Annotated in this window: 24 protein-coding genes; 13 read left to right on the forward strand and 11 right to left on the reverse strand. The window is 40.5% G+C overall.

Annotation, left to right across the window (positions count from 1 at the left end; translation table 11 throughout):
* The first annotated feature begins 417 nt into the window (after positions 1-417).
* The gene (locus PQ477_RS05805; RefSeq protein ID WP_274273164.1) at positions 418-1,044 is read left to right on the forward strand and encodes an alpha/beta fold hydrolase; all 627 of its coding nucleotides are present in this window, start codon (positions 418-420) and stop codon (positions 1,042-1,044) included.
* A 121-nt stretch (positions 1,045-1,165) separates the two neighbouring features.
* Here the strand turns inward: PQ477_RS05805 and PQ477_RS05810 are convergent, their stop codons facing one another.
* From PQ477_RS05810 to PQ477_RS05820, 3 genes are all read right to left on the reverse strand, one after another.
* Entirely contained in the window at positions 1,166-1,984 is an 819-nt protein-coding gene (locus tag PQ477_RS05810; RefSeq protein WP_060704518.1) for an STAS domain-containing protein, read from the reverse strand.
* Positions 1,985-2,110: 126 nt separating this feature from the next.
* On the reverse strand, positions 2,111-2,578 hold the full coding sequence (locus tag PQ477_RS05815) for a helix-turn-helix transcriptional regulator (protein WP_035393716.1): 468 nt from the start codon (positions 2,576-2,578) through the stop codon (positions 2,111-2,113).
* A 291-nt stretch (positions 2,579-2,869) separates the two neighbouring features.
* Entirely contained in the window at positions 2,870-3,736 is an 867-nt protein-coding gene (locus PQ477_RS05820; RefSeq protein WP_035393718.1) for a helix-turn-helix domain-containing protein, read from the reverse strand.
* A gap of 146 nt (positions 3,737-3,882) precedes the next feature.
* Between PQ477_RS05820 and PQ477_RS05825 the strand changes: the two genes are divergently transcribed.
* Positions 3,883-4,491: a DUF1541 domain-containing protein gene (locus PQ477_RS05825; protein ID WP_274273165.1), complete on the forward strand. Its 609-nt coding sequence runs from the start codon at positions 3,883-3,885 to the stop codon at positions 4,489-4,491.
* Between the two features lie 214 nt (positions 4,492-4,705).
* Here PQ477_RS05825 and PQ477_RS05830 read toward each other — a convergent pair whose 3' ends face one another.
* The 3 genes from PQ477_RS05830 to PQ477_RS05840 all read right to left on the reverse strand — a co-directional run bounded on the left by PQ477_RS05830 (position 4,706) and on the right by PQ477_RS05840 (position 8,595).
* Positions 4,706-6,094 (reverse strand): catalase, encoded by a 1,389-nt coding sequence (locus tag PQ477_RS05830; RefSeq protein ID WP_274273166.1) that lies wholly within the window; start codon positions 6,092-6,094, stop codon positions 4,706-4,708.
* 331 nt (positions 6,095-6,425) lie between these two features.
* A complete protein-coding gene (locus PQ477_RS05835) occupies positions 6,426-7,148 on the reverse strand; it encodes a nucleotidyltransferase domain-containing protein (RefSeq protein ID WP_274273167.1) in 723 nt (240 codons plus the stop codon).
* 379 nt (positions 7,149-7,527) lie between these two features.
* Positions 7,528-8,595 carry a zinc metalloprotease gene (locus tag PQ477_RS05840; protein WP_051667670.1) on the reverse strand — a complete coding sequence of 356 codons (1,068 nt, stop codon included), beginning with the start codon at positions 8,593-8,595 and terminating at the stop codon, positions 7,528-7,530.
* A gap of 97 nt (positions 8,596-8,692) precedes the next feature.
* Here PQ477_RS05840 and PQ477_RS05845 point away from each other — a divergent pair, with 97 nt between their 5' ends.
* Positions 8,693-9,328 carry an SGNH/GDSL hydrolase family protein gene (locus PQ477_RS05845; protein WP_274273168.1) on the forward strand — a complete coding sequence of 212 codons (636 nt, stop codon included), beginning with the start codon at positions 8,693-8,695 and terminating at the stop codon, positions 9,326-9,328.
* A gap of 26 nt (positions 9,329-9,354) precedes the next feature.
* Here the strand turns inward: PQ477_RS05845 and PQ477_RS05850 are convergent, their stop codons facing one another.
* Both PQ477_RS05850 and PQ477_RS05855 read right to left on the reverse strand, forming a co-directional pair.
* Positions 9,355-10,587: an acyl-CoA thioesterase/bile acid-CoA:amino acid N-acyltransferase family protein gene (locus PQ477_RS05850; protein WP_035393728.1), complete on the reverse strand. Its 1,233-nt coding sequence runs from the start codon at positions 10,585-10,587 to the stop codon at positions 9,355-9,357.
* Positions 10,588-10,639: 52 nt separating this feature from the next.
* A complete protein-coding gene (locus PQ477_RS05855) occupies positions 10,640-11,824 on the reverse strand; it encodes an MFS transporter (protein ID WP_274273169.1) in 1,185 nt (394 codons plus the stop codon).
* A 277-nt stretch (positions 11,825-12,101) separates the two neighbouring features.
* On the opposite strand from PQ477_RS05855, the gene PQ477_RS05860 reads away from it, so the two are divergent.
* The 4 genes from PQ477_RS05860 to PQ477_RS05875 all read left to right on the forward strand — a co-directional run bounded on the left by PQ477_RS05860 (position 12,102) and on the right by PQ477_RS05875 (position 14,155).
* Positions 12,102-12,296: a hypothetical protein gene (locus PQ477_RS05860; RefSeq protein ID WP_035393735.1), complete on the forward strand. Its 195-nt coding sequence runs from the start codon at positions 12,102-12,104 to the stop codon at positions 12,294-12,296.
* Positions 12,297-12,421: 125 nt separating this feature from the next.
* A complete protein-coding gene (locus tag PQ477_RS05865) occupies positions 12,422-12,910 on the forward strand; it encodes a ferritin (protein ID WP_035393737.1) in 489 nt (162 codons plus the stop codon).
* 149 nt (positions 12,911-13,059) lie between these two features.
* The gene (locus PQ477_RS05870; RefSeq protein ID WP_035393741.1) at positions 13,060-13,494 is read left to right on the forward strand and encodes a MarR family winged helix-turn-helix transcriptional regulator; all 435 of its coding nucleotides are present in this window, start codon (positions 13,060-13,062) and stop codon (positions 13,492-13,494) included.
* 13 nt (positions 13,495-13,507) lie between these two features.
* The gene (locus PQ477_RS05875; protein ID WP_274273170.1) at positions 13,508-14,155 is read left to right on the forward strand and encodes a YczE/YyaS/YitT family protein; all 648 of its coding nucleotides are present in this window, start codon (positions 13,508-13,510) and stop codon (positions 14,153-14,155) included.
* Between the two features lie 89 nt (positions 14,156-14,244).
* Here the strand turns inward: PQ477_RS05875 and PQ477_RS05880 are convergent, their stop codons facing one another.
* Complete coding sequence (locus PQ477_RS05880) at positions 14,245-14,826, reverse strand: TetR/AcrR family transcriptional regulator (RefSeq protein WP_035393745.1); 582 nt, start codon at positions 14,824-14,826, stop codon at positions 14,245-14,247.
* A 201-nt stretch (positions 14,827-15,027) separates the two neighbouring features.
* Between PQ477_RS05880 and PQ477_RS05885 the strand changes: the two genes are divergently transcribed.
* The 5 genes from PQ477_RS05885 to PQ477_RS05905 all read left to right on the forward strand — a co-directional run bounded on the left by PQ477_RS05885 (position 15,028) and on the right by PQ477_RS05905 (position 20,609).
* On the forward strand, positions 15,028-16,233 hold the full coding sequence (locus PQ477_RS05885) for an MFS transporter (protein WP_035393748.1): 1,206 nt from the start codon (positions 15,028-15,030) through the stop codon (positions 16,231-16,233).
* Between the two features lie 274 nt (positions 16,234-16,507).
* Entirely contained in the window at positions 16,508-17,824 is a 1,317-nt protein-coding gene (locus tag PQ477_RS05890) for a sugar ABC transporter substrate-binding protein (RefSeq protein ID WP_274273171.1), read from the forward strand.
* A gap of 66 nt (positions 17,825-17,890) precedes the next feature.
* Positions 17,891-19,192 carry a carbohydrate ABC transporter permease gene (locus tag PQ477_RS05895; RefSeq protein WP_035393750.1) on the forward strand — a complete coding sequence of 434 codons (1,302 nt, stop codon included), beginning with the start codon at positions 17,891-17,893 and terminating at the stop codon, positions 19,190-19,192.
* On the forward strand, positions 19,189-20,097 hold the full coding sequence (locus tag PQ477_RS05900; protein WP_144560201.1) for a sugar ABC transporter permease: 909 nt from the start codon (positions 19,189-19,191) through the stop codon (positions 20,095-20,097). The genes PQ477_RS05895 and PQ477_RS05900 overlap by 4 nt, the downstream gene beginning before the upstream one ends.
* A 71-nt stretch (positions 20,098-20,168) precedes the next feature.
* Complete coding sequence (locus PQ477_RS05905; protein ID WP_246117078.1) at positions 20,169-20,609, forward strand: ferritin-like domain-containing protein; 441 nt, start codon at positions 20,169-20,171, stop codon at positions 20,607-20,609.
* Positions 20,610-20,641: 32 nt separating this feature from the next.
* Here PQ477_RS05905 and PQ477_RS05910 read toward each other — a convergent pair whose 3' ends face one another.
* Positions 20,642-22,195: an alpha-amylase family glycosyl hydrolase gene (locus PQ477_RS05910; protein ID WP_274273172.1), complete on the reverse strand. Its 1,554-nt coding sequence runs from the start codon at positions 22,193-22,195 to the stop codon at positions 20,642-20,644.
* Positions 22,196-22,427: 232 nt separating this feature from the next.
* On the opposite strand from PQ477_RS05910, the gene PQ477_RS05915 reads away from it, so the two are divergent.
* Positions 22,428-23,591, forward strand: a complete 1,164-nt coding sequence (locus PQ477_RS05915; RefSeq protein ID WP_060704640.1) for an MFS transporter — start codon at positions 22,428-22,430, stop codon at positions 23,589-23,591.
* 102 nt (positions 23,592-23,693) lie between these two features.
* Here the strand turns inward: PQ477_RS05915 and PQ477_RS05920 are convergent, their stop codons facing one another.
* Positions 23,694-25,571, reverse strand: coding sequence for a TRAP transporter permease (locus PQ477_RS05920; RefSeq protein ID WP_052007629.1), 1,878 nt, complete (start codon positions 25,569-25,571; stop codon positions 23,694-23,696).
* Positions 25,572-25,581 lie beyond the last annotated feature (10 nt).

Below are 25,581 nucleotides of genomic sequence, written 5' to 3' on the forward strand. Positions count from 1 at the left end.
CTAGTAAACTTGCATATTACAAGAGAGTAGCACCTTTCATTTGATAGTGGAAGGGAAAAGATGCGGAAATGGTGTGTAAAAACATTGTCTTCACTAGAAACGTATAATGAAGGATGGCCAAGACACCTTTACCCCCAAATGAATATGTCATGAGTAGCAACCTCTTGTTATACTTATAGAAACATATAGAAAAAGGTGTGTTCATTATTGGTACCCTCTTTTTACTGACCGCTATAGCCATTAGCGGTATACTTTTTTTAATTTATTCTTTTACATCAAATCCAGATTCAGATCACCAAGTGGAAGTAGCCGAATTGGTGTATTTACTTCCTTTAGTTCCGGTTCTCATTTATCTTGTTTTCATTTATATGAAGTATAACAAAGGAGAGAAATAGCTCTAAAAGGAGAGAAAAGCGAGTGAACATATTTATTCATGGTCTTGGGCAAAAGCCTTCGAGCTGGAATCGCACCATTCAAGGATTATCGGTTGCTGAGACAGTCGAGTGTCCTACTATCGTTTCTTTGCTTAACGGGACAGAAGCTACTTATGAAAACGTCTATCAACGTTTTGTCGAATGGTGCAATCATTCAGATGAACCCCTTCACCTAACAGGTTTATCACTAGGTGGAATCCTTTCCCTTCATTACGCAAAGGATCACCCTGAAAAAGTGGCTTCCCTCTGTTTGATTGGCACTCAATGCGTCATGCCCAAACGGTTGTTACAGGTGCAATCTGTTATTTTTCGTCTATTACCAAGTCGTCTCTTTCACCAAGAAGGGCTTCAGAAGCGAGACTTTATTTCGCTAACTCGCTCAATGGAAGATCTGGATTTTCGCGCTTCATTGGCTGGGATTACTTGTCCTACTCTCATTCTCTACGGTGGAAGAGATTATTTAAATAAACGAGCGTCGTTTCAATTGGCCAACTCTATACCTAACAGTAAGCTCCTTTGCATTCCTGATGCCGGTCATGAAGTGAATGAAGATCAACCATTCCCCCTTGCAAATGCCCTCCAATCTTTTTACAAAAACCTCTCCTCTTAACGACCACAGGCTACTGACCTGTTACAAATTTAGTGGAAGGAAAAAAATAAAAGCAGTGCCTTTTGGCACTGCTTTTATCCACTCTTCAAAGAGGGACACTTTCCCCTCAGCCTCAAGAACATTATTGGTCAATCGAAATCTTTCCAAATGCTTGCCTTAATGAACTATAAATTTTCAAGTCTACTTTAATACCTAATGAAACCATTGTTTGAGCAATTTCAGGACGAACCCCACTAATCATTGTTTCGATTCCAATCAATTTTAGTGCATCGACAACTTTAAAGATTTGGGCAGCGACCATCGTATCAATGACACTTACACCTGACAAATCAAGAATAATGTATTTTAAACCAAGCTGAGAGCCTTTGTCTAATGCATTCGTCATCAAATATTGCGCTCGCTTTGTATCAATTTCACCGATAATCGGAATAATTCCCACTTCATCGGTTAACTGCACAAGAGGAACAGAGAGTTCGTCAATGGCATATTTCGCCACTTCAATATTGTTTGCATAATCTCTCATATAGGTTTGGCTCACCTTTTGGATCGCCAAGTCTACAATTTGATTAAATTTTGAAATGACGTCATACAAATGATTAAAGGAAAAGCCCCCTTCTTCTGCTTGATCTTTAATAATGACACCAATTCGATCACGGTAATACGTAATTTCTTTTAACGCTACATCCAATTTTAAATCAAGAGATACTAACAAGCCTGCAACAGCTTCTCCCCAGTTATCCATTGCTTCTTCAGATTCTTCTTTATCCTTTAAAAATGAATGTGCATAGACTTCAATAAGCTCGTGTCGCCACGGTTTTAGCCTTGAAACGAGTGTCGCTTCGTCTATATGATCATGCGACGGAGGCATGTTCGCTAATGCCATTTTCTCAGCTAAAATGGTTTCTGTAATGGGCTTTAAATAGTCTTTGGATTTGATCATATCTCTATCTTCTCCTGCATCTACATTCTATTATTCGCTTGATACTTTCTATTCTATAGAGTAACACAAAGTAAGCAGTAATACCTTATACCACCGAATTTCCTATCTATTTTCTTTTTCATTCCCCTATCGCTTTTCATATCGTCCTTTAGCAAGATGTTCCAATGTTTGAAGAGCTGTTTCGTAGCTGAATGTACTTTCTATTCTGTAATCTAAATCATCAATAATCCGATAATGTTGGCTTATAATATTCTGTTGAAGCCTGTAGCTCCCCAATGTTTTAACACTTTTCCACCAAATTTTTCCACCTTTTGTTTTTTGACGCACAATCGTTTCACGATCATCACTCAATAGCTTAATCACTTCTAATGGGTCGCCACCAAATAACCGTTCAAGAATCTCACTTTCTTGAAAAATGGCACAAATGGCACAAACGAGTGTCCACCCTGCCCGGAGGTGACCTGACTCTAACTGAACGATGGTTTTCTTTGTGATACCTAACGCATTTGCCATTTGCGTTTCAGTAAGATGACTTTCTTTTCTTAAAGCACCCACATTTCGAGATACGACAATAATGACATAGTTACGATCCATCTTTGACACTCCACTTTTTTCTCATTATCTTACTCTACTTTCAATTATCTGACTATAGAAGCTTCTGTCCAATAGCCAAACAACGATCTTATCCTATAGTTCTTTTCGAATTTATGCGTCTTTACCATGATGCCTGTTTTATGTAACTTCCTTACAAACCCTTCCCTAGACGCACCAAATCTACATACTATTTCCATTTTATCTTTCTTGCGTTCAATATGCGAAAGATTTTCGTCTTATTTTTATGATGTTAACTAAAAAGAAACCCTCCCTATGCAAGGGAAGGTCTCGTTAGTCATCAAAAGTGAGGTTCTGTGGCGCATCATCCATTTCAAATTGCCAATCAACATTTGTTGTAGGAACGGTCTTCTTTACTTCTTGAAAGATTAAACTGTCTAACCATACTTGTCCGGGGCCCGATACATTTAGACCAAAAGCAATTAAGTCACTCTCTTCCGGTATATCTAGAACGATACTATAGATATTCCAATCGGTATCTCCTACAATTTTACGGTTATACATATTATCAAATTGGAGAACATCTTGTTGCTTATTATCCACTCTCATCCATAATCCACAATATTCCTGAATGCCATTCGTTTTCACAAAGCCAGAAAGCTTCATGCGCTTTCCTACGTATTTATCTGCTTTGAATTGTTGCATAAGTGTAACAAATCCGCCAATTGGTTTTTCCATAATTCCCTTTATATAAGCAGACTGCTTTCCTTGATGGACAACTTTAGTATCAAGCCCGACCTCATAATGCTGTGGTTTGTCCCCTGCTAACATCCATCCTTTTATCGGTGTCACATCCATCGTTTGATCCCCTTCCTTTAATTCCTTTAATAGTGAACGATATCTTCCTGGTGGGAGCCCATACCCTTTTTGGAATGCTCGTGTAAACGACTCCTGACTCTCAAAGCCAACACTCAATGCAATTTCAATAATTCGTACTTTTGTATGGATTAATAAAGATGAAGCATACGCCAGTCGTCTTTTTCGTACATACTCAACTAAACTCAACTTAAACTCAGCAATAAATTTACGATGAAAATGAGAGGGTGAATACCCCATCCTTCTCGCAACCGTTTTAAGTTGAATCCGTTCAAATAGTATCTGTTCGATCTCTTGCATACACTTTTGCGAGAATGTAGACATTTAATCACCTCCACTTCTTACGCACAGTATACGCTATACTACATTGACAACATTTGATCTAAATTGCTTTCTTTTTTTTAAAGTCGAGCATGCTTTTGAGTAGATTGGAGAATCTAATGACACGACCTTAAAAAGGAGTGTCATCGATGCAATTGAACACATTTATTAAGCATACAGCCGTATGCTGTACGCTGATTATGCTTGTAACTGGTTGTGGCGTCCACCAAAATGGCGGTCAACCACACCCTTTAAAGGAACACACTGACCATTTTCAAACATTACATGAATCAAAAAATCGTCAGGACATTGGGACAATTCAACAGCACTATTCTGATGAGGTTCCACCTCACCTGGAAGCAGTGGAAAACCCAACGTATCCAGTCGGTTCTAAAGCAATCATTCTGTATGATGCCATTCCTGGAATGGCGTATGCCGTCGCAACGATTAAAGGAGCTTATGAAACAACGGCATACGAAGTTCAGTATGAAGCAGCTAGTCATTCTGAGCCTTTACATTATAAGTGGATCATACACGAAGATATTAACTCTGACGGGGAAACTTCTATCGAAAATGAGGCGTTTGTCCAGCTCAATACATCTATTCCTCCATTAAATGGAGAGAGGGTAAAAATTGTGGATCAACGGGAGACAACCGTTTATATGATTGATTTTATCTCTAATTCCAAAGAAGACGTACAAAATTTCAAATGGGTAACAGAAGAGGACTTAAAACCAATTAAACAGAAGAGTCGTTAAACTCTTCTGTTTCCTTTTACTTACGATTTAAAAAACGAATGCCGTAACTAGCAGATAGCTAACGAAGCCACCTATACTGAACAGGATGGCGACATGGCTAATTGAAAAATTGCTGTTCCCCAACTAATTATTTCTAGCGACAAAAGCACAACTCCCATTTATTTACAGTGTAACGCCATGTTGCTTGCTAGATGTACATAATGGAGGAAATACCCTATCTATCGTTATTCATATTTTGTTTAATCCTTGAGGCAAGTTCTGGTGAAACATTGTTTAACTCAGCTAACACATTTTGTTGTAAATCCTGTTCTACATCCTTTAACTGGCTACCAATGTTTAGAATTAAATCCTCTTGTTCTTTTTCTGGTAACGCTTCAAAGAATAGTCGTGGTTGAGTGTAATCATTTTGTTTCTCAATGTCCGATCGTTGCATAATTCCTTCTATATACCGGCCATCTCCACTCGTCACTAAATCTCCTGGCGTCCAGTTCGATTGCTGATTAACAGGTACTTTCCGAAACTCTGAACCAATTCGATGACGCTGTGAATCCCAATAAATATTGGCACGCCCTTGAAGCATTTTGTCATCTGAAAGCTCTACACCTTCTAACAAATGACTAGGAGAAAAAGCGGCTTTTTCCACTTGCTCTTCAAAATCATCAGGGTTCTTATTAAGGGTCATTTTCCCAATTGGAAGAAACGGGAACTGTTGTTCATCCCAAACTTTCGTATCATCCAGAGGATCATACGGTAAGTCTTTTGCAATCTCCATATCCATTATTTGTGCGTATAAGCCATATTCTACTTTTCCACCAGCTTTAATGGTGTCATACAGATCCTGACCTGCCACATCAGGATTTTCACCCGCTAACCGAACAGCCTCACTGTTTCGAATGTAGCGTTCCCCTGCAAGTGGAAACCACGCCAGCTTCACATAACGGCGCTCTCCGTTCGTATTTTTCCAGACGTAGGTATTCACGCTATGGCCGGGAATATGGCGGAAGCTTTTGACAGTCCCCATATTCGAATATAATCGAAGGACAAAATGCAAGGATTCTGGAGTACGTGCAACAAATCGCCAAAAACGATTCGGGTCAATTAGGTTATTTTCTGGTGATGGTAGAAAGGCTTTAATGGCTTCTGGAAAGCGAATCGTATCACGAACAGAGAATACCGGTATATGGTTACACACTAGATCATAAATTCCGTCTTGCGCGTAGAATTTCGTCGAGAACCCTCGCACATTTCTAGAAGTATCAGGGGTTCCTTTTGTGCTTACAGCAAGGGAAAACCGCACAAAGACCGGAAGCTGTGTCCCAGCTTGTTGCATAAAGGATAATGACGTATACGGAGACATCGAATAATACGTTTCAAAGTATCCGAAGGCTCCAAATCCTTTTACATGAACAGGTCGCTCTCTTAGCTTTTCGTGAATAAACGTTTGTAACGTTTCATGTTCAATCGTATCTTGCTTTAAGATCGGTCCACGTTCACCAACGGTTTGTGAATGAAGTCTTGCAGGTTGATCTTGCTCCCAGTCATAACGCCTATCTCCTGAAAATGGTGGTGGAAACGGTTGAGTAGCAGAATAGTTATCAGTCATATATACACGCTCCTTCATCATACGTTTTCTTCATACCTATGAAGGAGCAAGAGAGATTAGCCTTTCAAATACTCTATTTATTTTTTTACATAGCCTCCCATCTATACGTCAGTAGAACATTCCCCTCCCCATATTGAGGTACGGATTTCTCTCAATTAGACTTGCGCCCATTCGCTCATAAAAAGACTTACTACTATTCGCTTCTAATACCTCAACGGTTGCCTGTGTATGTTGTGAACCACGACTGGACATGTACAGACGCAATGCCATTTACGTCTGCTTCAGTTGCTTTACGCAGCATTGAGATCCTCCTTTAACTCGTTTATGTAGCTTAGTTATTCTTCCCTAAAGAAAACCCATCAAATAATGGGCCACCTGTTTCATCTAATACATGCTGTGTCAGCGCAACGACCTTTTCTTTTCGACCAGCTTGATAAAAGTATTCAAATGCTTGATAAAAAGACTCCGCAAAATGGCAGTCGTATGCATATAAACATCGATAGAGCCATTTTGATTGACCAATCCAGTGACCATTCATACGCAAAACAAACTCTCCTAACTGTTCCATCAAATGGTTAACGATGAAGAACAATTCTCGCTTTCTATGTTCGCCTATAAGATCTTCTAACGTATCTGTAAGAAAATAGCGCTTTTCCTTTTGGGTTTGTGAAGACCAAGGGTCAGGCCCTTTTTGTAAAACCAATTCTGATTCAGCTTTTAATTGTTCATAAAAGTCATGATTATGGTTGACTAACACCAATCCATCAACCATCATTCGTTGCATAGTGGGACTCGCACTTCGTTGATCTGCTTCAAAAATAACCCGATACGATGTGGTAGAATGAACAAACCACTCAACTGGCCAACCATCTTGGTAACGCGACTCTCGAAAAGATGAAGACACTTGATTATCAAATACAATCATATCTAAATCAGACGTTTTCGTGTGTTCATTTCGAGCAACGCTCCCTGCCAATAAGGCTAGCTCGCATGTTGGAAACCTATAAGCTACTAGCTCTTTTGCCGTTTTAATCGCTTTCGTGCGGTCAATCATCAGCGAACCCCCTCAACCTAATTGTTAACGCTTCCATTTTTATAGAAAAGAAACACTGTCACTTCGAGTGTTCTTTCTTGTTTAATCCTTTTTCAATGAGCTGATAGACCGCTTTAGAAAAAGTCGATATATTGTGTTCGACTTGATAGTTTTTTACCCTTCGAACAATTTCCTCAGGAAACTTTATTAGTTTCGGTATGCGATTCAACACCTGCATCTCCTCTGCATCCTATTCGCTCTAATATAGGAGATCATAGTGGTTTCCAATTTCATTGTCAACACCTGATTTTTCCCTTTGCCTCGGGGCGGTGCTTATAAATATGAAGAAACTTTTTACACTTTTTTCATAGTTGGATGTTAGCTAATAATAAACTCTTCTTTATCCAATCTGGCTAGTATGGGCAATATCAGCTTTTAATTCGTTTATGAATTGCGCTTCCACTTTAAAATGCCCTTTATTCGTATGGTAAATCGTTTCTTGCAATGCCTTTTCACAAGTAGCAAGTGCCCCTTTTGCGTTTTTTTCTACCTTCCATTGGTACCACGCTTGTAGACGTCGATCGATTAACTGCTTTCCTGTTAAAAATGATTGTTCAACGTTTAGTTGATCAAGCTGATTTGTCATAAGACGATAGAAGAGCCATTCTTTCTTCAGGCTTGGGTGATAGAAATGCTTTGTATCTAGCTGGTCCCACATGTCTTTTAACTGTATCCATGCTGTTTCATAAGCGCCTTTATCCAACTCTATGTAATAAGTAAGAAATTTAATAAACCATTGAAAGGGATCATCATGATCAATCGACATAGGTCGATTCAAAAAACGAGGATCTAATTCAGCATACCTTTTTCCTTGAGTCATCTCAGCGTTAACACGCAGTTGCACATAAAGCAACCACCTCATATCATGATTCTTTATACACTTCTTAAGTGTTGCACCGTCGCTAATGCTAATAGGTATAAGGTTTAAACACGCTATAAAAGCACCCAACGTCGCAGCTATTAAAATAGAGAGAGACTGAATGTTAAAAATAAGCGATAATCCAACTACCCCTATAGATACAAGCACATTCAGCAATACGCCTCCAGCTAAGTAAAGACGGTATGGAAACGCCTCTCCTTCTTTAAAGGGAGGTGGAATCATTAAACACTGTCCAATTATGCCTGGTGTCGTCAATCGTTTAAATCGAATTCGTTCTCCATCCATCACCCACATGTACGAGAATAGACGAAACGATAAAAACCGATAGCCCGATAGTTTCCCAAACAGTAGATGACCAGCTTCATGAATGAGAACATGAATGGGAATGGAGATAACTGCCACAATGAGCGCGATCACTAGATCTAACGGTGTGATGGTAACACCACTTATATACATGGGCAGGGAGAAACCGATAAAAGCGCCAACCATCATAAACAATGAACAAATTAGAACATGATATTTCCACATATAAAGAGCCTCTTTTCTTTTTCAGTTGTACAGACAGTCGCCGTTGCTTTGCTTGCCTTTAAGAGTAAACTGTACAAAGGAGGTGAATCCACCCCTCATGTACACCTATCTCGCAATAGGGGATTCACTCACAACGGAAGATTCACTTAGCCATCAACAAAATGGACTGATCACTCCTTATTTACAGTATTTAAAAAAAACCCTAAAAGAGCCGGTTTGTTTAAAACGTTTGGGTGAAGGGACTTTTACCGCCCGGAAACTTTACTGGTATGCATCAAACTACCAGCACGAACATCTCATTTATAACGCATCCATTATAACCATTACAGCTGGAGGAAACGATTTCCTAGACGCTTATGAGATGGCGAAGCTGATTCAATCGGATCGCCCATTCTTACAAGCGGAAATGGTAACCTTCCAAGCAATGGAAACACTTCTACGCTATATCTTGTCTATTAAAGAAGGCTCACGTCAGCCCTATTGTATACGAATCGTAAATGTATACAACCCGTACCCCCAAGAAGAAGAACTTGATCAAGCAATACAAAGCTACAACCACCGTTTGAAAGTGTTAGAAAACCGCGGTACCGTTCAAATTATCGATGCGTATCAAGCTCTACAAAAAAACACAAACCAACTACTCGCTATTGACCATGAACATCCAAATGAACGAGGTTATCAAAAGTTACTTGCACAATTAATAGCGTCAGGCATTTCTCCTATAAACGAATAGTAAAAACAGGGCATGAGGACTGTTTCTTACGATTCTTTTTGTAGGTGTGTATGGAAGAATTGAATGACTTCCTTCCAAGATTCTATACTTGCCATTGCTGTTTCTCTTTTTCTACCACCAAGATAAGAAGTAGCAAAAATAGGCAAGTAAGGAATCCCAATCTCATGTCCCGCTTCTGGATACAAGATCGTCTGAACATATTCACATGTCTCTGTTTGCGTTAGCACCTCTGCCGGAAACATACCATCTTCTTGTCCAGCAATGAGTAATGTTGGTTTACCTGATTGCTCAAGTGGAATTTTTGCCTTAGGAAAATGAGCAATTTGTTCATATAGCGTCTCATACCATATCTTGAACGGATTTTCCCCTTTTAAAAAAAGTTCCTTACATGCCATCGCAATTTTTTTAGGATTAAGAGGGGTCAAATAAGGTAAAGGAGCTCCTTGATACTTCCATGCAGGTGGTAGCCATTGCTCCTCTGACCAAGGAACAATGCCTGCCATTGAATACCTCATACCATTAAGTGAAACACAGGCGTTAATTTGCGCTACATATATACTTGACCATAGCGCAAGTTCACCACCTCGAGACGTCCCATGTATACCAATCTTACCTGTTGTCTCAGGGCGTCTTTTTAACCAATGTAAGACGTTTTCTATTTGGTCAAGATCAATATGAACTAATTGCACTGGCCCACCTTGAACATTGAAATAGCCTATTGCAAATGTATGAAACCCTTCATTTGCTAGAGCTGCTGCGTATTCTTCATAAATTCCCCCTTCCGATCCGCCGACAATAAGAACGGTTGGCTTTCTCACTCCTTTTTCGTAGAAGTATGTACCAATGATACCCTCTTCCAACACGGCTTTTCGGGTAATAGAAGAGCAATACCAATAACGACGAATAGAAATCGAATCGAGGGTTTCCTCTTGGTGTCTCAGTGTCAACATATAGTGCCTAGGAGCGACTTTTTGCTCTTTTTCTACAGCTTGTTTCCTATTTACTTTTTCCATCGACCAAAATAGGCCCATTGCGTCCACAGCCGAATAGGATCCACTTAGCGGTGGCGTTTTACTTGGATGAATCTCTCCATTCGCATCAGAACGGAAAACCGCTCTCGATTTTAATTGATAGGTGGGTAATTCCCTTGTTAAGGTAAGTTCATAGATTTGATTAGCCTTTAACCTGTCCACGAACCAATCAACCGCTTTTGTAACAAGTGAATTCTCACCTCTTTCCCTCACCCTAATCATCGGCATGTTCTTCTCCTCTCATCAAACCACTAAAAAAAGAGCGGATCACCCGCCCTTTTTACATTCGCTTCCATGTTTTGAGCCAGATAATAAAACAACCACTCAGCAAGAGTGCTGAACCGATATAGACTACACGTATGTCCATGGCATCCGCCAGAATTCCAACCAGAAAGGCTCCAATTCCGAAAGCGAGAGTCGACACAGCTCCTTGCACCGTATACACATATACTAGTTTTTCTTCTTCAATTTGTTGTTGCAAGATCGTGTGTAAGCCTACACTTCTCATTTGTTCACAAATTCCAACACCAGCAACTAAAAAAAGCGCAAGTAGCGGAATGGCATGCAAGGCAAACACTGTTGTTAAAATTGAGCCCCCGCTGAATCCAATTAAAAGTAGCAGCGGTAACCGTCTCTCAAATACATGAGCCATTTTCACAAGGATCAAGCCAGCAAGGATAAGACCGGCAAAAAAACTGGCGTTCATGAACCCCCACCACGCTTGTGAGACATGAAGGACCTCATCTACGAACACATAAACAATTGCCGCAATCCAAACCACACCGGCAATAGCCTCTAATGCAGTTGTTGCCATGACCCGTCTGAGCCATGGCGTTTCAAGGATTTTTCTCCATCCAATGCCCATACTGACTTTCCATTCAACTGTTTGGGAATGTTGATGGTCGTGCGGCGCTTGTAAACCCACTAGCGAAAAAAACAGTGCTGCAATGATGGAAAAACCAATAACAGCAATGAATACACCCTCTGCATAAAGCAATACTAGTAGGATTCCACCAACTGGCCAGCAGCTCATACTCACTGTTTCAAAGACCACTGACGCAGTGCTATTTGCCTTCATCAAATCTGACTTAGTTACGAGTCGCGGTAGTAACGCTTGACTGGCCGGATCAGATAGGCCGTCCAGGAAGGCAATTGTACTTACAAGTAAAAAAATAGGCATCACTTGCTCAAACGAAATCAAACTAACTAAACAAAGAAACAGAACACTCTTCGTCCATTGGCTACCCGCTAGAATAGTGGGTAGCGTGTAACGTCTTAGCATTAAAGGCGCCACCAAACTAGACACGAAACGAGTACCTGTAATAACCACAGGAACCAAACTCATCATGAAAACAGAGCCAGTATGTTCCCACATAACGTCCATAAGAGCAATGATATACAGCACCATGACAGCACTATTATTGGCTTGCCCGATTAGCAACCAATAGAACCCTTTTGAGCTCATGACAAAAACACTCCTTCTACTTATTCAGTTTTAAAAAGCTGAAAAGAGAAAAAGTGTTTACACGCCCTGATCGCTCCAATCCATATAAATTTCTTATAGAGACAGTGTACCATTTTCCAGTGAGAAAATTGACAAATTTTGTAGTAATTTTTTTTGAAACTTGCGATCAGAATTCTTGAAATTCCCAGGCTTCCTATGTTAGAAATAAAGAAAATCAAGTTTTCACTATCTCACTTTCGGGAAAAAATGAATAAATGAAATCAAAGGAGCGATTGTCATGGCAGAAGAAACAAAAATACAAAACTTACATCGTGTCATTGTCACAAAGGGAGAATTTAAAGACAAAAAAGCGCGTGTTATTAATATTTATGACAATACCATCTCTGTTGAATTTGACGACTATACTGGGCGTAACGACGAACTACAGCGCACAGTTATTAAACACGATGACTACGAGAAAATTGAAGATTAAGTAAAACAAATAGGTTGCCAAACCATTCATATGCTATAGTGAAGAAAGTAGTAACGCTGTTTGGTTGTTGCTACTTTTTTTCAATCTTACCTACTACTCTAATGCGATAAGGAGCGATGCCAATTATGTTATCAGAAAACCTTGCTTCTGCACTAAACAAACAAATGAACATAGAATTCCAAGCGGCGCATGATTATATGGCAATGGCAGCCTACTGCCACTCTATTAGCTATAATGGGTTTGCACAGTTCTTCCTTAATCAAGCGGCTGAAGAACGAGAGCATGGGATGAAAGTGTACACCTATTTAAATGACAAAGGTCACTTAGCCGTATTTAACGCCCTTGATGCACCAAAACGTGATTACGGTGCGTTACTTGACACATTTACCGCAGCACTTGCACAAGAACGAGCCGTAACAAAAAGTTACTATGAAGTTTATGCGATTGCCGAAAAAGAACGAGAATACCAAACCCTTTCGTTTTTAAACTGGTTCCTAGATGAACAAGTGGAAGAAGAAGCAACGTTTGAAACACATATTGATTACTTAACGCGTATAAAAGACGATGCGAACGCTTTGTACAATTACGAACAGACCTTTAGTAGCACTGAATAAGTGAAAGCAGATGAATGGAAATCCATTCATCTGCTTTTTTAATTTCCTAACTAGATACCGATATAGTTGTCGCACGAACTACTTTGACAGCACTTCTTCATCTTGCTATAGTTGTTGCACGAACTTTATGAAGAAGGGGTGTGATCCGCTTGGATTCATTCGACGAATCCATTGGGTTTGCAACGGCTCAAACCCACCGTATGATGTTTCGAGCCTTTACATCTTACTTAAAATCATTCGATATTACACCAGAACAGTGGACAGTTATCAAGCGACTTTACACCTATGGCGACCTCACTCAAAAGCAACTAGTCACTGCTTCTGAAAAAGATAAAGCCACGTTGACGCGGATTATTGACTTGCTTGAAAGAAAGACCTTCATAAAAAAAACGCAAAACGATGAAGATAAACGGTCACACTACATCTGTTTAACGAAACATGGAATTCAGCTGTATAAAACGGTTCAACCTGGTACAGAGCAATTCTATAAAGATTTAGTAGAAGAGATTTCAACGACTGATCTAGCAGTTTACGTTGACACGCTTAAGAAACTTCAACAAGCATGTCGCTATTATATTGATTAAAGAAGGGGTTATTTTGCACGTTTTTCAACGCTATTCTATGTTTGTACTAGGCATCTTTTCTATGGGATTAGGCATTGCTCTTACTACACGATCTGATCTTGGAACCACTCCCATATCAAGCGTTCCTTATGTATTAAGCCTTGCACTTCCTTTGTCCCTTGGTGCGTTTACTTTTTTGACATTACTGCTCTTTGTATTTGTTCAGAAACTCATTCTTAAAAAGGACTTCCCTTTCATTCAATATGCACAGCTTATGATTGCGCCTTTACTCGGTTTAAGTGTGGATCTCGGGATGTATCTTACCTTGTTTATAGAGCCGACGTTCTATGTAGAGAAAATCGGAATTGTAGTCATTGGCAGTTTTTTTCTTGCATTAGGAGTGACATTACAAGTAGAGGCTAAAACCGTCATGAACGCTGGTGAAGCCATTGTTCATGTACTTGCCAACCGCTTGCAAAAGCCTTTTAGCTCGGTAAAAATATGGTTTGACTGGATGCTTGTTTTAAGTGGGCTTCTTCTATCATTAGCGCTTCTTGGAGGGTTTTACGGCATTCGCGAGGGTACGTTAATTGCGGCCTTCCTTGTTGGCTTATTTGTGAAGTGGATTCATCTCTTTCGTACGATGCTCCATCGGCGATTCTTTTTAAAGGGTTCTGATTAAAGGTCACTCTTCACATGATGAAGGGGGAAGATCATTGAATGATCTTCCCCCCTTCCTGATCCAAGTACTAGGCAGCGAGCGATGTGTCGCTATGCTCTAATTCCCCGCCAATATACGCTCCAAGACTTCTCTGCTTGTTTACTAATTTCTTCTGGTGAATAAAAAACCACTTCTGTCACCAATCCTTCAATTAAAGCAAAGTACGTGTATGCCATTGTTTCCGAATCGAGCTCCATCGTTAAAGCACCTTGTTCTTGACCCTCTTTCATGACGTCTGAAAAAAGTGCACGTACCTTTCGTTCACTCTCACTAAGCATCTCTTTTAATGGTTCTGCTAGTTGTTGAGGTGGATACTGAAGAAAACGGCTGTAAAATTGATTTGCTGGGTTATCTTGGGTCCAGTCATGAACATACGTTATAAATGCTTGATAGAGTTGCTTTTCAATACTTACATTCCCTTGTCCAAGAGAATCTTTAATAAACGTTACGTAATCCAGTGACATGTCCATTACTAAATCCAAGAAGAGTGCCTCTTTGTTTTTATAATGCGCATAGAGGGAGGGCTTCTTAATTCCCACTCGTTCCGCAATATTTGCCATTGATGTACCTTCATAACCGAGAGTTGCAAATAGCTCCGTGCTTTCACGTTTAATTTTTTCTTTCGTGTGCATATCATTCTCCTTTACATCTTTAACTGTCTAGGTTATAATCCTTATCTACCGACCGATCGTTAGGTTATAGGTTCATTGTACTGATTTTTTTTTGTCTTGTAAAGCCAGCTCACCACCTCAACCTACCTAACGTTAGGTTTTGTACATGATAAACCTTTGTTCGGTCATACTATTCTTACTGTCTTAAAGGAGATCGACTCTATGGCACAAACACCATTAAGAAAAAATTCAACGTTCGTGCTCCTGCTCATTGCAGGTATCTTTGCCGTTGTAGGCTTTAGTATGTTTTTAACGACGACAACGTGGTATGTTGTAACCATTCTTGGATCAGCAAGCTCGCTAGGTATTGTCCTAATTGCAGCTACCGTCCCTCGTTTGCTTATGATGACTTTTGGCGGCGTTGTAGCAGATAAATATAAAAAAACGACCATTATGTTTGGAACCAATTTGGCACAAGGTCTTTTGCTCCTAACGATTTATGTCCTGGTCGATTTGGATCAGATGACGTTTTTCCTTTTGTTACTAACAGCTGCTGTTTTTGGTACATTAGATGCATTCTTTGGTCCAGCCAGTTCTTCGATGATTCCAAAAATCGTCCCGAAGGAACAGTTACAAAAAGCCAATGCGTACTTCCAAGGGGTTGACCAAGTTTCTTTTATTATTGGTCCAATCCTAGCAGGGTTAATTATGGAAACAGGAACCGTTGCAACGAGTTATCTCGTCGCAACAATTCTAGTATTTCTTTCGGCTATTGTTATTTTTCCACCATTTATTAAAGAAGCACCTGTGGAAAACCACGTAAAACAAAGCCCACTAAAAGACTTACGGGAAGGGTTTCAATATATTAAAAGCTCTAACTTCTTAGTCGTTGGTTTAGCCGTGTTAATTACACTGAATTTCTTTGTTTTCGGGGCGCTACACATCGCCATTCCATTACTAGTCGATCTGCACGGCGGGACCCCCATTAACTTAAGCTACATGGAAGTCAGCTTAGGTGTCGGTATGGTTATTAGCACACTCATTCTAAGTTCAATTCCAATTCGACGAAGAGGCTTTACCTCATTAATGGGGCTGTTCGCTGCCGTAGGAACATTACTGTTATTCAGTATGGCGCCTAACTTGCTTACGCTCACAATCATTGTCTTTTTTATTGGTTTTTCAATGTCGTTCGTTTACATCCCTTTCTTTACAGCGGCACAAGAAAATACGGATGGCCGATTAATGGGTCGTGTGATGAGCATTATTTTTCTTGCTATGAACGGGTTTGACCCGATTGCTTATGGATTAGTCAGCGCATTGGTTGCAGCTGATGTTCGCATCCAGCTCATTTTGTTCGGTCTCGGGATTGCCGGCTTATTCATAGCATGCATAGTAAAATGGAAAGCACCGTACTATGCCAAATCTTAAAATCTGTCTAAACCACCTACCAATTATCTTGGTAGGTGGTTTTGCCTTTTTAGTTATGTCGAAAAATATTTATGTGCATCTTTTCTCTTTACTCGATGCAAGCGTTTGCGCTTACCGTATAAGGATGTACAAGGTGTAACGTCTTTTATTTCTAGATTAACAGTCCTCCTAAGCGTTGATATGACTGATGTTACCCAACATAAACAGCTTAATTCTCACATACACCTTTACTAATGAAAGATGCTTTTCATTACACGTAAGGGGGAGTCAAAAAATGGCGTTTAAAAAAACAATCGGTACACTTATTTCCGGGGCGCTGTTAACGAGCTTTTTAGTTGGCTGTACATCAGGGAATGAAAAAGAGCCTGAGGAAACGGCAAATGAACCAAAAGAGCCACCGACAGAAGAAAGTCTATCACCTGAAGAAGGCGCGCATCTCGTTCTCTGGGACAATGGAGACGAAGAGGCGGAGTGGGCGGCATTTGTAGCCGAAGCATTTGAAGAAACGTATGGTGTTCCAGTCGAGTTACAAGAAGTAGGGCATACGGATGCACCGACTAAACTGGAAACCGATGGACCTGCTGGTCTTGGTGCTGATGTCTTTAATGCCGCTCACGATCACCTGGGAAAAATGGTATCGGCAGGGCTTGTTTATGACAATTATTATGCAAGCGATTACAAAGAGACTTTTATGGATGCATCCGTAAACGGAACCTCCTATCTTGATCAAGATGGGCAATTAACAATGTATGGTTTTCCTCTCGCCATCGAAACGTATGCACTTTATTACAATAAAGACATTGTTGAAGAACCACCGAGCACTTGGGAAGAATTGTTCACTACAGCCAAAACGTTCCAAGAAGAGTCAACAAATAATGAGCGCAGGTTTGGCTTTATGATGGAGCCTGCAAACTTTTACTATACCCATGCATTTATGGCGGGGTACGGCGGATATGTTTTTGGTGACCAGAACACAAATGCTAAAGACCTTGGCATTGATAATGAAGGAGCCATCCAATCAGGGCATTTCTTAGCGTCTATACATGACGAGCTATTGCCGTTGGCTATTGAAGATATTACAGGTGATGTCATTTCTTCCTTTTTTAACGAGGGCAATCTTGCTTATCGCATTTCAGGTCCTTGGGATGTCCGCAATCACGAAAGCGCAGGGGTGAATTTCGGGGTGGCTCCTCTTCCATTACTCGAAAATGGAGAAGCACCACAATCGTTTTCTGGTATTAAAGCCTATTACGTTAACTCTTATAGCGAGTATCCGAAGGCAGCTACGTTACTAGCACAATTTGCATCAAGTGAAGAGATGTTGTTGAAGCGTTATGAAATGACTGGTCAACTTCCTCCAGTAAAAGCGCTTGTCGAAAATGAACTTATCCAGCAGGATGAGATTTCAACTGCATTCTTAGAGCAAGCATTGCAAGCTGTTCCTATGCCAAATATGCCAGAAATGATTTCTGTCTGGGGTCCTATGCAAGTAGCCTATACGTCTATCTGGAATGATGGTACAGATCCTGAAAAAGCGTTAAAAGCTGCACGTGAACAAATTGAAGATGCGATTGCGACATTAAGTCCGTAAAGCTTCTTTAGCCAGCTTCCTTTCAAGAAGTTGGCTTGCCATTTAAGCTAGAAAGGAGTGAGAACCGTGCGTAGTCATAAGAACCGTGGGACGCTATTGTCGATTATCTTTATGGGGTTCGGTCAACTGTATCACCGTCAATTTGTAAAAGGCGGGCTTTTTATCGCTCTAGAAATTTATTTGCTTTTGTTTTGGACATTACCTTTTCGAAATGCGATGTGGGGCTTATATACATTAGGAGAAACCACACAAACAAGGGTTGGCTTTACCATTGTTCAAGGAGATCACTCGATCTTTCTATTAATTGAAGGGATTATTTTTCTTATTTGCGGCTTGCTCTTTCTTTGGATGTATGTGCTAGCCATACGTGATGCACGTCGAGTCGGATTTCAACGAGATCAAGGAAAAAAAGCTAACACGTTTAAACAGACATGGACCGTATTAGCTGATAAGGGATTCCCCTATTTTCTATTAATGCCTTCTGTCTTATTTACAGCCTTTCTCACTATTCTTCCGCTTATTTTTGGAATCGCCATTGCTTTTACCAACTATTCAGCACCAAATCATATTCCCCCAGCCTCCTTAGTCGATTGGGTTGGCTTCCAGACATTTATCGATTTATTCAACATGAAAACGTGGAATCGTACATTTCTTGGTGTATTCTCTTGGACAATCATCTGGGCAGTGTTAGCAACTGTAACGACTTTTTTTGTTGGTTTATTTTTCGCCGTACTGTTGAATTCAAAAGGCATTCGGTTTCGTAAATTTTGGCGTAGCATTTACATTTTGCCTTGGGCGATTCCTTCATTTGTCTCCATTTTAATTATGCGAAATTTATTTAATGGAGAGTTTGGCCCGATTAATCAATACGTTGAATTTTTAGGTCTTGCTGCCGTCCCTTGGCTTAGTGATCCAAACTGGGCTAAGTTTACCCTCGTTCTCGTAAATATTTGGTTTGGTTTTCCGTTTTGGATGGTATTAATGAGTGGCGTCATGACAAGCATTGATCGTGAATTATATCAAGCTGCTGAAGTAGATGGCGCAAGCGGTCGTCAACGATTCTTAGGCATTACGCTCCCAATTGTTATGTTTTCCACAGCACCACTGCTCATTATGAATTTTGCAGGAAATTTTAATAACTTTAATTTGATTTATCTTCTTACTCAAGGCGGACCTGTTAATATCGATTATTCTTACGCCGGTTCGACCGATATTCTCATCTCATGGATTTACAAACTGACATTAGAACAAAGTCAATTCGCCATTGCTTCTGTTATCTCGATCTTAATCTTTTTCGTACTTGCCGCCGTATCGATTTGGAATTTCAGACGAACCCGGGCATTCAAAGAGGAGGACACGATGCTATGAACCGCAAACAAAAAAATCGTTTCAGCACGTTTTTTAAGCATCTCCTCTTAACGTTCGTTGCCTTATTCACTATTTATCCAGTGATATGGATTGTCATGGGTTCGTTTAATCCTGGAAGCTCCCTTTTTACCGCTCAAGTAATACCAGGGATGAACTGGTCCCTCTTTTGGGAAGGCATGCGCGAGTTTAACTTTCACACTGTTATGGAATCCTTTCGTTCCATTCGTCTTACACTCTCCCACTATAGTCATTTATTCCAAGAAACCAATTACCTACTTTGGTATAAAAACACATTGAAGATTGCTTTTTGGAATATGGTTTTATCTACCTTTCTTGTTGTCACCGCAGCTTATGCATTTAGTCGTTTTCGTTTTCCCGGTCGTAAGCAAGGTTTAATGACTATGCTCGTCTTACAAATGTTCCCAGGGTTCATGGGAATGATTGCGATTTATATTTTGTTGTTGCAACTGAATTTGCTGGATAATCACTGGGGGCTGATTCTTGTGTACGCAGGTGGATCTATACCTTTTAATGCTTGGCTCGTAAAAGGGTATTTTGATACTTTACCAAAAAGCCTTGAAGAAGCCGCAAAAATTGATGGAGCAGGCAACACTACGATCTTTGCACGAGTACTTATGCCTCTCTCTGTACCGATCCTTGTCTTTGTCGCAGTTTCAAACTTTATTGGGCCGTGGATGGATTTCATCTTTGCCCGACTAGTCTTGCGTTCAAATGAAAATAAAACCCTTGCCATTGGCTTATTTGAAATGGTTACAGGACGAGGAAATACGGAATTCACTCTTTTTGCTGCTGGCGCCGTTCTTGTTGCTGTACCCATTACGATTCTCTTTATGACATTTCAACGGTTTATGGTGGAAGGTCTCAAAGCAGGAGCAAATAAATAAAGGAGAGTGCATAGACTTCATGTAACTTCCATACTACTAAGAGAAATGATGGTAGAAGGGGCTAACGCACAATGCACATGGATGCACACGAAGTGAAAACATTGAATCAGTTGTTAGAAGGGCAGTATATGGGGATTCACTCATACGAGCACTTTTTAGAGCACCTTTCAGCAGGATCACCCTTATACGACACGATGACTGCCATTCATCATGACTTGGAAAAACACGCTTCCTTACTCGCCACACGTATTGAAGCCCTTGATGGTGTACCTGTAAAAAGTGAAGGCGCCATTGGAACCATTCAACGCTGGCTAAGTGAACTGTTTGATCGACCCCATGGTGAGGAAGATATTCTTAAACATGCTATTAAGGGGGAGAATTTGTACGGTATCCGGATGTCCGAAAAAATTGCACGACAAGGCTTGGATGAAGAGAGTTTGCAGCTCGTTCATCGTATCATTGATGAACAACGCGAACACGTCGATCAATTAAAAAAGAAACTCCACCATTAAAAAAACCATCCAGCTATGTAGCTGGATGGTTTTTAATGACTAAACACGACGGTTGAATACGGTGCCATCTGAACGCTTTGCCCATTCTGTTCACTATCTCCGTTACGGTAATATAGATCCACCCATTGTTCTGGCAGTTGAACGTCCACACGGGCTCCTGTCATGTTATGCAAGACAAGAACGCTCTCCTCGTCTAATACACGCTCAAACGCAACAAGTCCTTCTTTTTTCACTTCAGAGACCGTCACCTCACCATCCATTAAAATAGGATGACTTCGCCGTACCGCAATCATCTCTCTATAATGATGAAGCAAGGAATCTTCATTTTCTAGTTGAGCTTCTACTGCTACTTTTTCTCGATTCGTACTATAGCGACGCTCAATCCATGTCGTTTCTTCAGGACTTTCTTCTTTCGTCCATATCATCGGTTCTCGGATATGCTCATCTGGCTTCATCCCCTCAAGCCCCACTTCTTCTCCATAATAAAGATAGGGGTTTCCTGGTAGTGTGAGTAAGAGAGAAGCGGCCATTTTCGCGTGGTCTTCGTTTCCGTTAAGTTGACTCATCACTCGGTCTATATCATGATTCGTTAAAAAGGTACTATCCACATACCCTTCTGCTACAGATGAAAAATGGTTCCGCACTTTCTCCAAGCCAGGCGCAATCCCTGTATCCTTCTCCTGCTGGACAGAGGAGAGAATACGACTAGACAAGTCAAAGTTAAATCCACTATCAATTCCTTGTAAGTACTGCCCTACCACGGATGCACTGTCCCACACTTCACCAACAAGCATGGAATGAGGTTTAATCCCTTTCACGTGAGCATTAAAATCCTTCCACAACGCAACATTTTCTTCATGATGATCATCCAATTGATAAGCGCTATACAAGTATTTGGCTGCGTCTAATCGAAAACCATCAATACCAATTTCCTCTAACCAAAATTGACTTGCTTCTTTAAATTCAGCCATTACCTGCGAATTAGCGAAATTCATGTCAGGCATACCGTGCCAAAAAACGCCTTCATACTTTGGTTCGCCCTCTCCATGCCACACAGGTTGTTGCCAATCCCCCACTTGATTAAGATTTGTTGAGTCGTCACTCCAAACGTAATAATCACGGTACGTTTCATCCCCTGCTAACGCCTGTTGAAACCATGGGTGTTCAGACGAGCTGTGATTCATAACGAAATCAATAATAACGTCGATTCCACGATTATGTGCTTCCTTTACGAACGTTTTCATGTCTTCTATCGTTCCATAATCAGGATGAACATCTGTATAATCCGTCACGTCATACCCATGATAACTCGGCGATGGGTTAATGGGCATGAGCCAAATACCAGTAACACCAAGATCGTGCAAATAATCAAGCTTACTCGTCGCTCCTTTTAAATCACCGATACCATCTCCATCTCCGTCTGCAAACGCTCGCACAAAAATTTCATAGTAAATTCGGCTTTCCGTATCTTCTACGAACGGTGTTTCTTGTGACCACTTCATCGCCTCTTCCTCCCCAGAAAAAACGTTCGTACAGCCGCTCACGAGCAAAATCGGAGCGATCCATGCGATTCTTTTTTTTACCATATATAGCCTCCTATTTCTTGAAACTAAGCCTTTCTTCTGTATATATGAACTGCTTACTTCCTCTATTCCTGTGCAAATGATTTCCCAAATTCTAACTCGAAAGCGATCTCATTTTTCGCTTCTCCAATTTTTCAATCAAAAGGCTAGACAATCGTCTTTTCTTCCTGTATCTTAGGAACTTGTTTGCGAGATCAAAACAGCGAGGGAGGAGTGGAGATTTATGTTACGTTTGATGAATAATCGCCGCATAGTATTAACCATTTTTATGCTAGGTACTTTTGCTATAGGGATGACGGAATATGTCGTCACTGGTTTATTAACCGAATTTGCACGTGATCTCGATGTCGCTGTGTCCACAACTGGATTATTGCTAAGTGTATATGCGATTAGCGTAGCTGTCTTTGGACCTCTCTTGCGCATCATTACAATTAAGTATCCACCAAAACCATTGCTTATAGGGCTGACTGCGCTTTTTGTTATTAGTAATATCATCGCCGCAACAGCGCCTACTTTTGAGATATTGCTACTATCACGGTTACTGTCCGCTACTATGCATGCGCCATTTTTCGGCCTTGCCATGATGATGGCTATTAACATGTCACTACCTGAAAGACGAACACAAGCTATCGCCATTGTACAAGGAGGTTTAACCATTGCGATTATGATCGGTGTTCCCTTTGGCTCCTTTATTGGTGGAATAGTAGACTGGCGCTTAGTGTTTTGGTTTTTAGTATTATTAGGGGCACTCGTTTTAATTGGATTACTTCTATTTGTCCCGAATGAAAAACAAACTGTAGCACCTAATTTAAAATCAGAGTTACAAGCATTAGCGAACAAAAATGTCTTGTGGGTCCTTGCCATCATCGTCTTCGGCTTCTCCGGTGTCTTTACGGCTTATACGTTCAAAGAGCCGATGTTACGGGAATTTGCAGGGTTTGGTGTTCCTGGTGTGACACTTGGACTATTCTTTTTCGGTCTCGGTGCCGTAATCGGTAACTTCACATCTGGTCGTGTGCCTCCACGCTTATTAACAAAAACATTAATGGCTTCTTTAGTGGCACTCGCACTCGTTTTATTTACCTTTACATTCCTTCTGCAAAGTCCCGTGCTTGCAATTGTAAGCTGCTTTTTATTCGGGGCCGGAACGTTTGGAACGACACCATTACTAAACGCAAAAGTGATTTTAGCAGCAAAAGAAGCACCGATGCTTTCAGGAACAATTGCTGCATCTATTTTTAATGTTGCTAATGCTCTTGGTGCTAGCCTTGGTACAATCTTCCTCAATATGGGGTTCAGCTTTACGATGATTACATTTGTGGCAGGTGGGATTATCCTATTTGGACTTGTGTTAACCATCATTACAAGTAAAGTGGAAGATAAAGCATTATACGAATGAATAAAAGGCTTACTGCCTATCAGTAAGCCTTTTTACTAGCAACTCGATATGAATGCACATCATAAATAAAAAGGCATCGTCCCAAAATCGATGCCTGCTCTTTTACACTTCAATAGAGTTTTCTTTCCTATCGTTTTTTTTATCAATAACAAAAGCCAGCCCAATTAACCCTATTGCTAACGCTCCTAAGGTCACCCCACCAAACATAAGCAAGATCGCCGCAAGAAGAAAAATCCCTCTGTTTAACCAAGACCATCTTCTTACTAAATAGCCTTCTATACTAGCAACCCAACAACAGACTCCAATCAGAGAAGTAATCGAACTTACTACAATTTCGCTAGCGGATCCCTGAAGAAGTAGAGCTGGTGAAAAAACAAACATAAATGGGATGATATAGGCTAATAACCCCAATTTAAAGGCCTCAATAGAGGTTTGATTAGCATCTGCACGTGCTAAAGCGGCTGCTGTAAAAGCTGTAATGGCTACAGGAGGAGTCAAAGCAGCCAAAGTCGAATAATAAAAAATGAACATATGTGCAACTATAGGTGGTATTCCTAATTGAACAAGTGGCGGAATAAGAATAGAGACCAAAACGACATAAACTGCTGTTGGAGGCATACCAAACCCTAAGATAATGGTTATGAGCATAACAATAACCAAAGCAATTCCTACATTGCCTTGCGAAAAGCTAAGTAAGACAGATGAGATCGTAACCCCTAAACCAGTAATTGATATCACACCTACAATAATACCAGCAGCAGCACAAGCAGCAGCAATAGTCATGACATTTTGTGACCCAGCTCTAAGTGAATGTGTTAACACACGGAAGGATGGTCGTGTCTCTTTACTTAATAAAGAGATAAGTACACCAATGACAATAGACCAAAATGCAGAATTAATCGGACTTCTTCCCATTGCAATCATGACCAATAAAAATAAAATAGGAATCGCAAGGTGCCCTCTTTTCAACAATGTTTCTTTAATTGGTGGAAGCTGGTCTTTTGGTAAACCCCACATCTTTCTTTTATACGCAATTGAGTCTATTCTTAACAGCAGTGATACGTAAAATAATACAGCTGGAATAATTGCAGCCAATGCAATTTGTTGATAAGGCATCCCCAAATAGTCTGCCATAATAAAAGCTGCAGCTCCCATTATTGGAGGCGTAATCATCCCTCCCGTTGAGGAAACGGCTTCAATGGCTCCCGCCTGATAACCTTTAAATCCTATTTTTTTCATGAGGGGAATGGTGAAATTTCCAGTTGTAGCCGCATTTGCGACTGGAGATCCAGACAGCATCCCCATCAAAGCACTAGCAAAAATAGCCGTTTTAGCAGGTCCACCTCGAAAGCGTCCCGTCAATGAGAACGACATATCAATAAACCATTTCCCACCACCAAGTTTTTCAAGAAACGATCCAAATAAAACAAAAATGATGATAAATGTAGCTGAAATTCCCATTGGAACTCCAAAGATACCTTCAGACCCTAAATACAAAAAAGTTGACAGTCTTTCTATTGACTGACCTCTGTGATCGAACGGCTCTGGAAAATATGGTCCTAATAGCGCATACGCTAGAAATGCTAGAGTAATAAGCATTAAAACTTTCCCAGCTGACCTTCTCGCAGCTTCCAGCACGACCACTATCATTGTGATTGCCATTAACAAATCAAAGATGGTATTCGTTCCCACAGTCAGAACCCTTTGCTCCCAAACAATGAGTAAATAAACACCACTTATGCTCGCCATCATAATAAATAAAAAAGTCACTGTTTCACTTATGGTTTGTTGCACTTTAGAAAGCTCTTTCTTTGGCTCGTACATAAGAAATAGACTTACAGACATCAAAAGCCAATGTATACCCCTTTGATCCATTGCAGAAAGCATGCCAAAACCAGCAGTATATAAAGCAAACAATCCATTCACAATAAGTATGATTGCACCCAGCCGAAATCGTTGTTTTAAGATTATCTCTGCCACAGCTCATTCT

This window comes from Shouchella hunanensis (assembly GCF_028735875.1).
In the GTDB taxonomy this organism is placed as follows: domain Bacteria; phylum Bacillota; class Bacilli; order Bacillales; family Bacillaceae_D; genus Shouchella; species Shouchella hunanensis.

Coding starts and splice junctions, on each gene's coding strand:
- PQ477_RS05885 (WP_035393748.1), top strand. CDS start 15,028: ATGGCACAAACACCATTAAGAAAAAATTCAACGTTCGTGCTCCTGCTC.
- PQ477_RS05810 (WP_060704518.1), bottom strand. CDS start 1,984: ATGATCAAATCCAAAGACTATTTAAAGCCCATTACAGAAACCATTTTA.
- PQ477_RS05825 (WP_274273165.1), top strand. CDS start 3,883: ATGCAATTGAACACATTTATTAAGCATACAGCCGTATGCTGTACGCTG.
- PQ477_RS05865 (WP_035393737.1), top strand. CDS start 12,422: ATGTTATCAGAAAACCTTGCTTCTGCACTAAACAAACAAATGAACATA.
- PQ477_RS05915 (WP_060704640.1), top strand. CDS start 22,428: ATGAATAATCGCCGCATAGTATTAACCATTTTTATGCTAGGTACTTTT.
- PQ477_RS05860 (WP_035393735.1), top strand. CDS start 12,102: ATGGCAGAAGAAACAAAAATACAAAACTTACATCGTGTCATTGTCACA.
- PQ477_RS05880 (WP_035393745.1), bottom strand. CDS start 14,826: ATGCACACGAAAGAAAAAATTAAACGTGAAAGCACGGAGCTATTTGCA.
- PQ477_RS05845 (WP_274273168.1), top strand. CDS start 8,693: ATGTACACCTATCTCGCAATAGGGGATTCACTCACAACGGAAGATTCA.
- PQ477_RS05840 (WP_051667670.1), bottom strand. CDS start 8,595: ATGTGGAAATATCATGTTCTAATTTGTTCATTGTTTATGATGGTTGGC.
- PQ477_RS05900 (WP_144560201.1), top strand. CDS start 19,189: ATGAACCGCAAACAAAAAAATCGTTTCAGCACGTTTTTTAAGCATCTC.
- PQ477_RS05905 (WP_246117078.1), top strand. CDS start 20,169: ATGCACATGGATGCACACGAAGTGAAAACATTGAATCAGTTGTTAGAA.
- PQ477_RS05830 (WP_274273166.1), bottom strand. CDS start 6,094: ATGACTGATAACTATTCTGCTACTCAACCGTTTCCACCACCATTTTCA.
- PQ477_RS05820 (WP_035393718.1), bottom strand. CDS start 3,736: ATGTCTACATTCTCGCAAAAGTGTATGCAAGAGATCGAACAGATACTA.
- PQ477_RS05855 (WP_274273169.1), bottom strand. CDS start 11,824: ATGAGCTCAAAAGGGTTCTATTGGTTGCTAATCGGGCAAGCCAATAAT.
- PQ477_RS05850 (WP_035393728.1), bottom strand. CDS start 10,587: ATGCCGATGATTAGGGTGAGGGAAAGAGGTGAGAATTCACTTGTTACA.
- PQ477_RS05815 (WP_035393716.1), bottom strand. CDS start 2,578: ATGGATCGTAACTATGTCATTATTGTCGTATCTCGAAATGTGGGTGCT.
- PQ477_RS05910 (WP_274273172.1), bottom strand. CDS start 22,195: ATGGTAAAAAAAAGAATCGCATGGATCGCTCCGATTTTGCTCGTGAGC.
- PQ477_RS05835 (WP_274273167.1), bottom strand. CDS start 7,148: ATGATTGACCGCACGAAAGCGATTAAAACGGCAAAAGAGCTAGTAGCT.
- PQ477_RS05890 (WP_274273171.1), top strand. CDS start 16,508: ATGGCGTTTAAAAAAACAATCGGTACACTTATTTCCGGGGCGCTGTTA.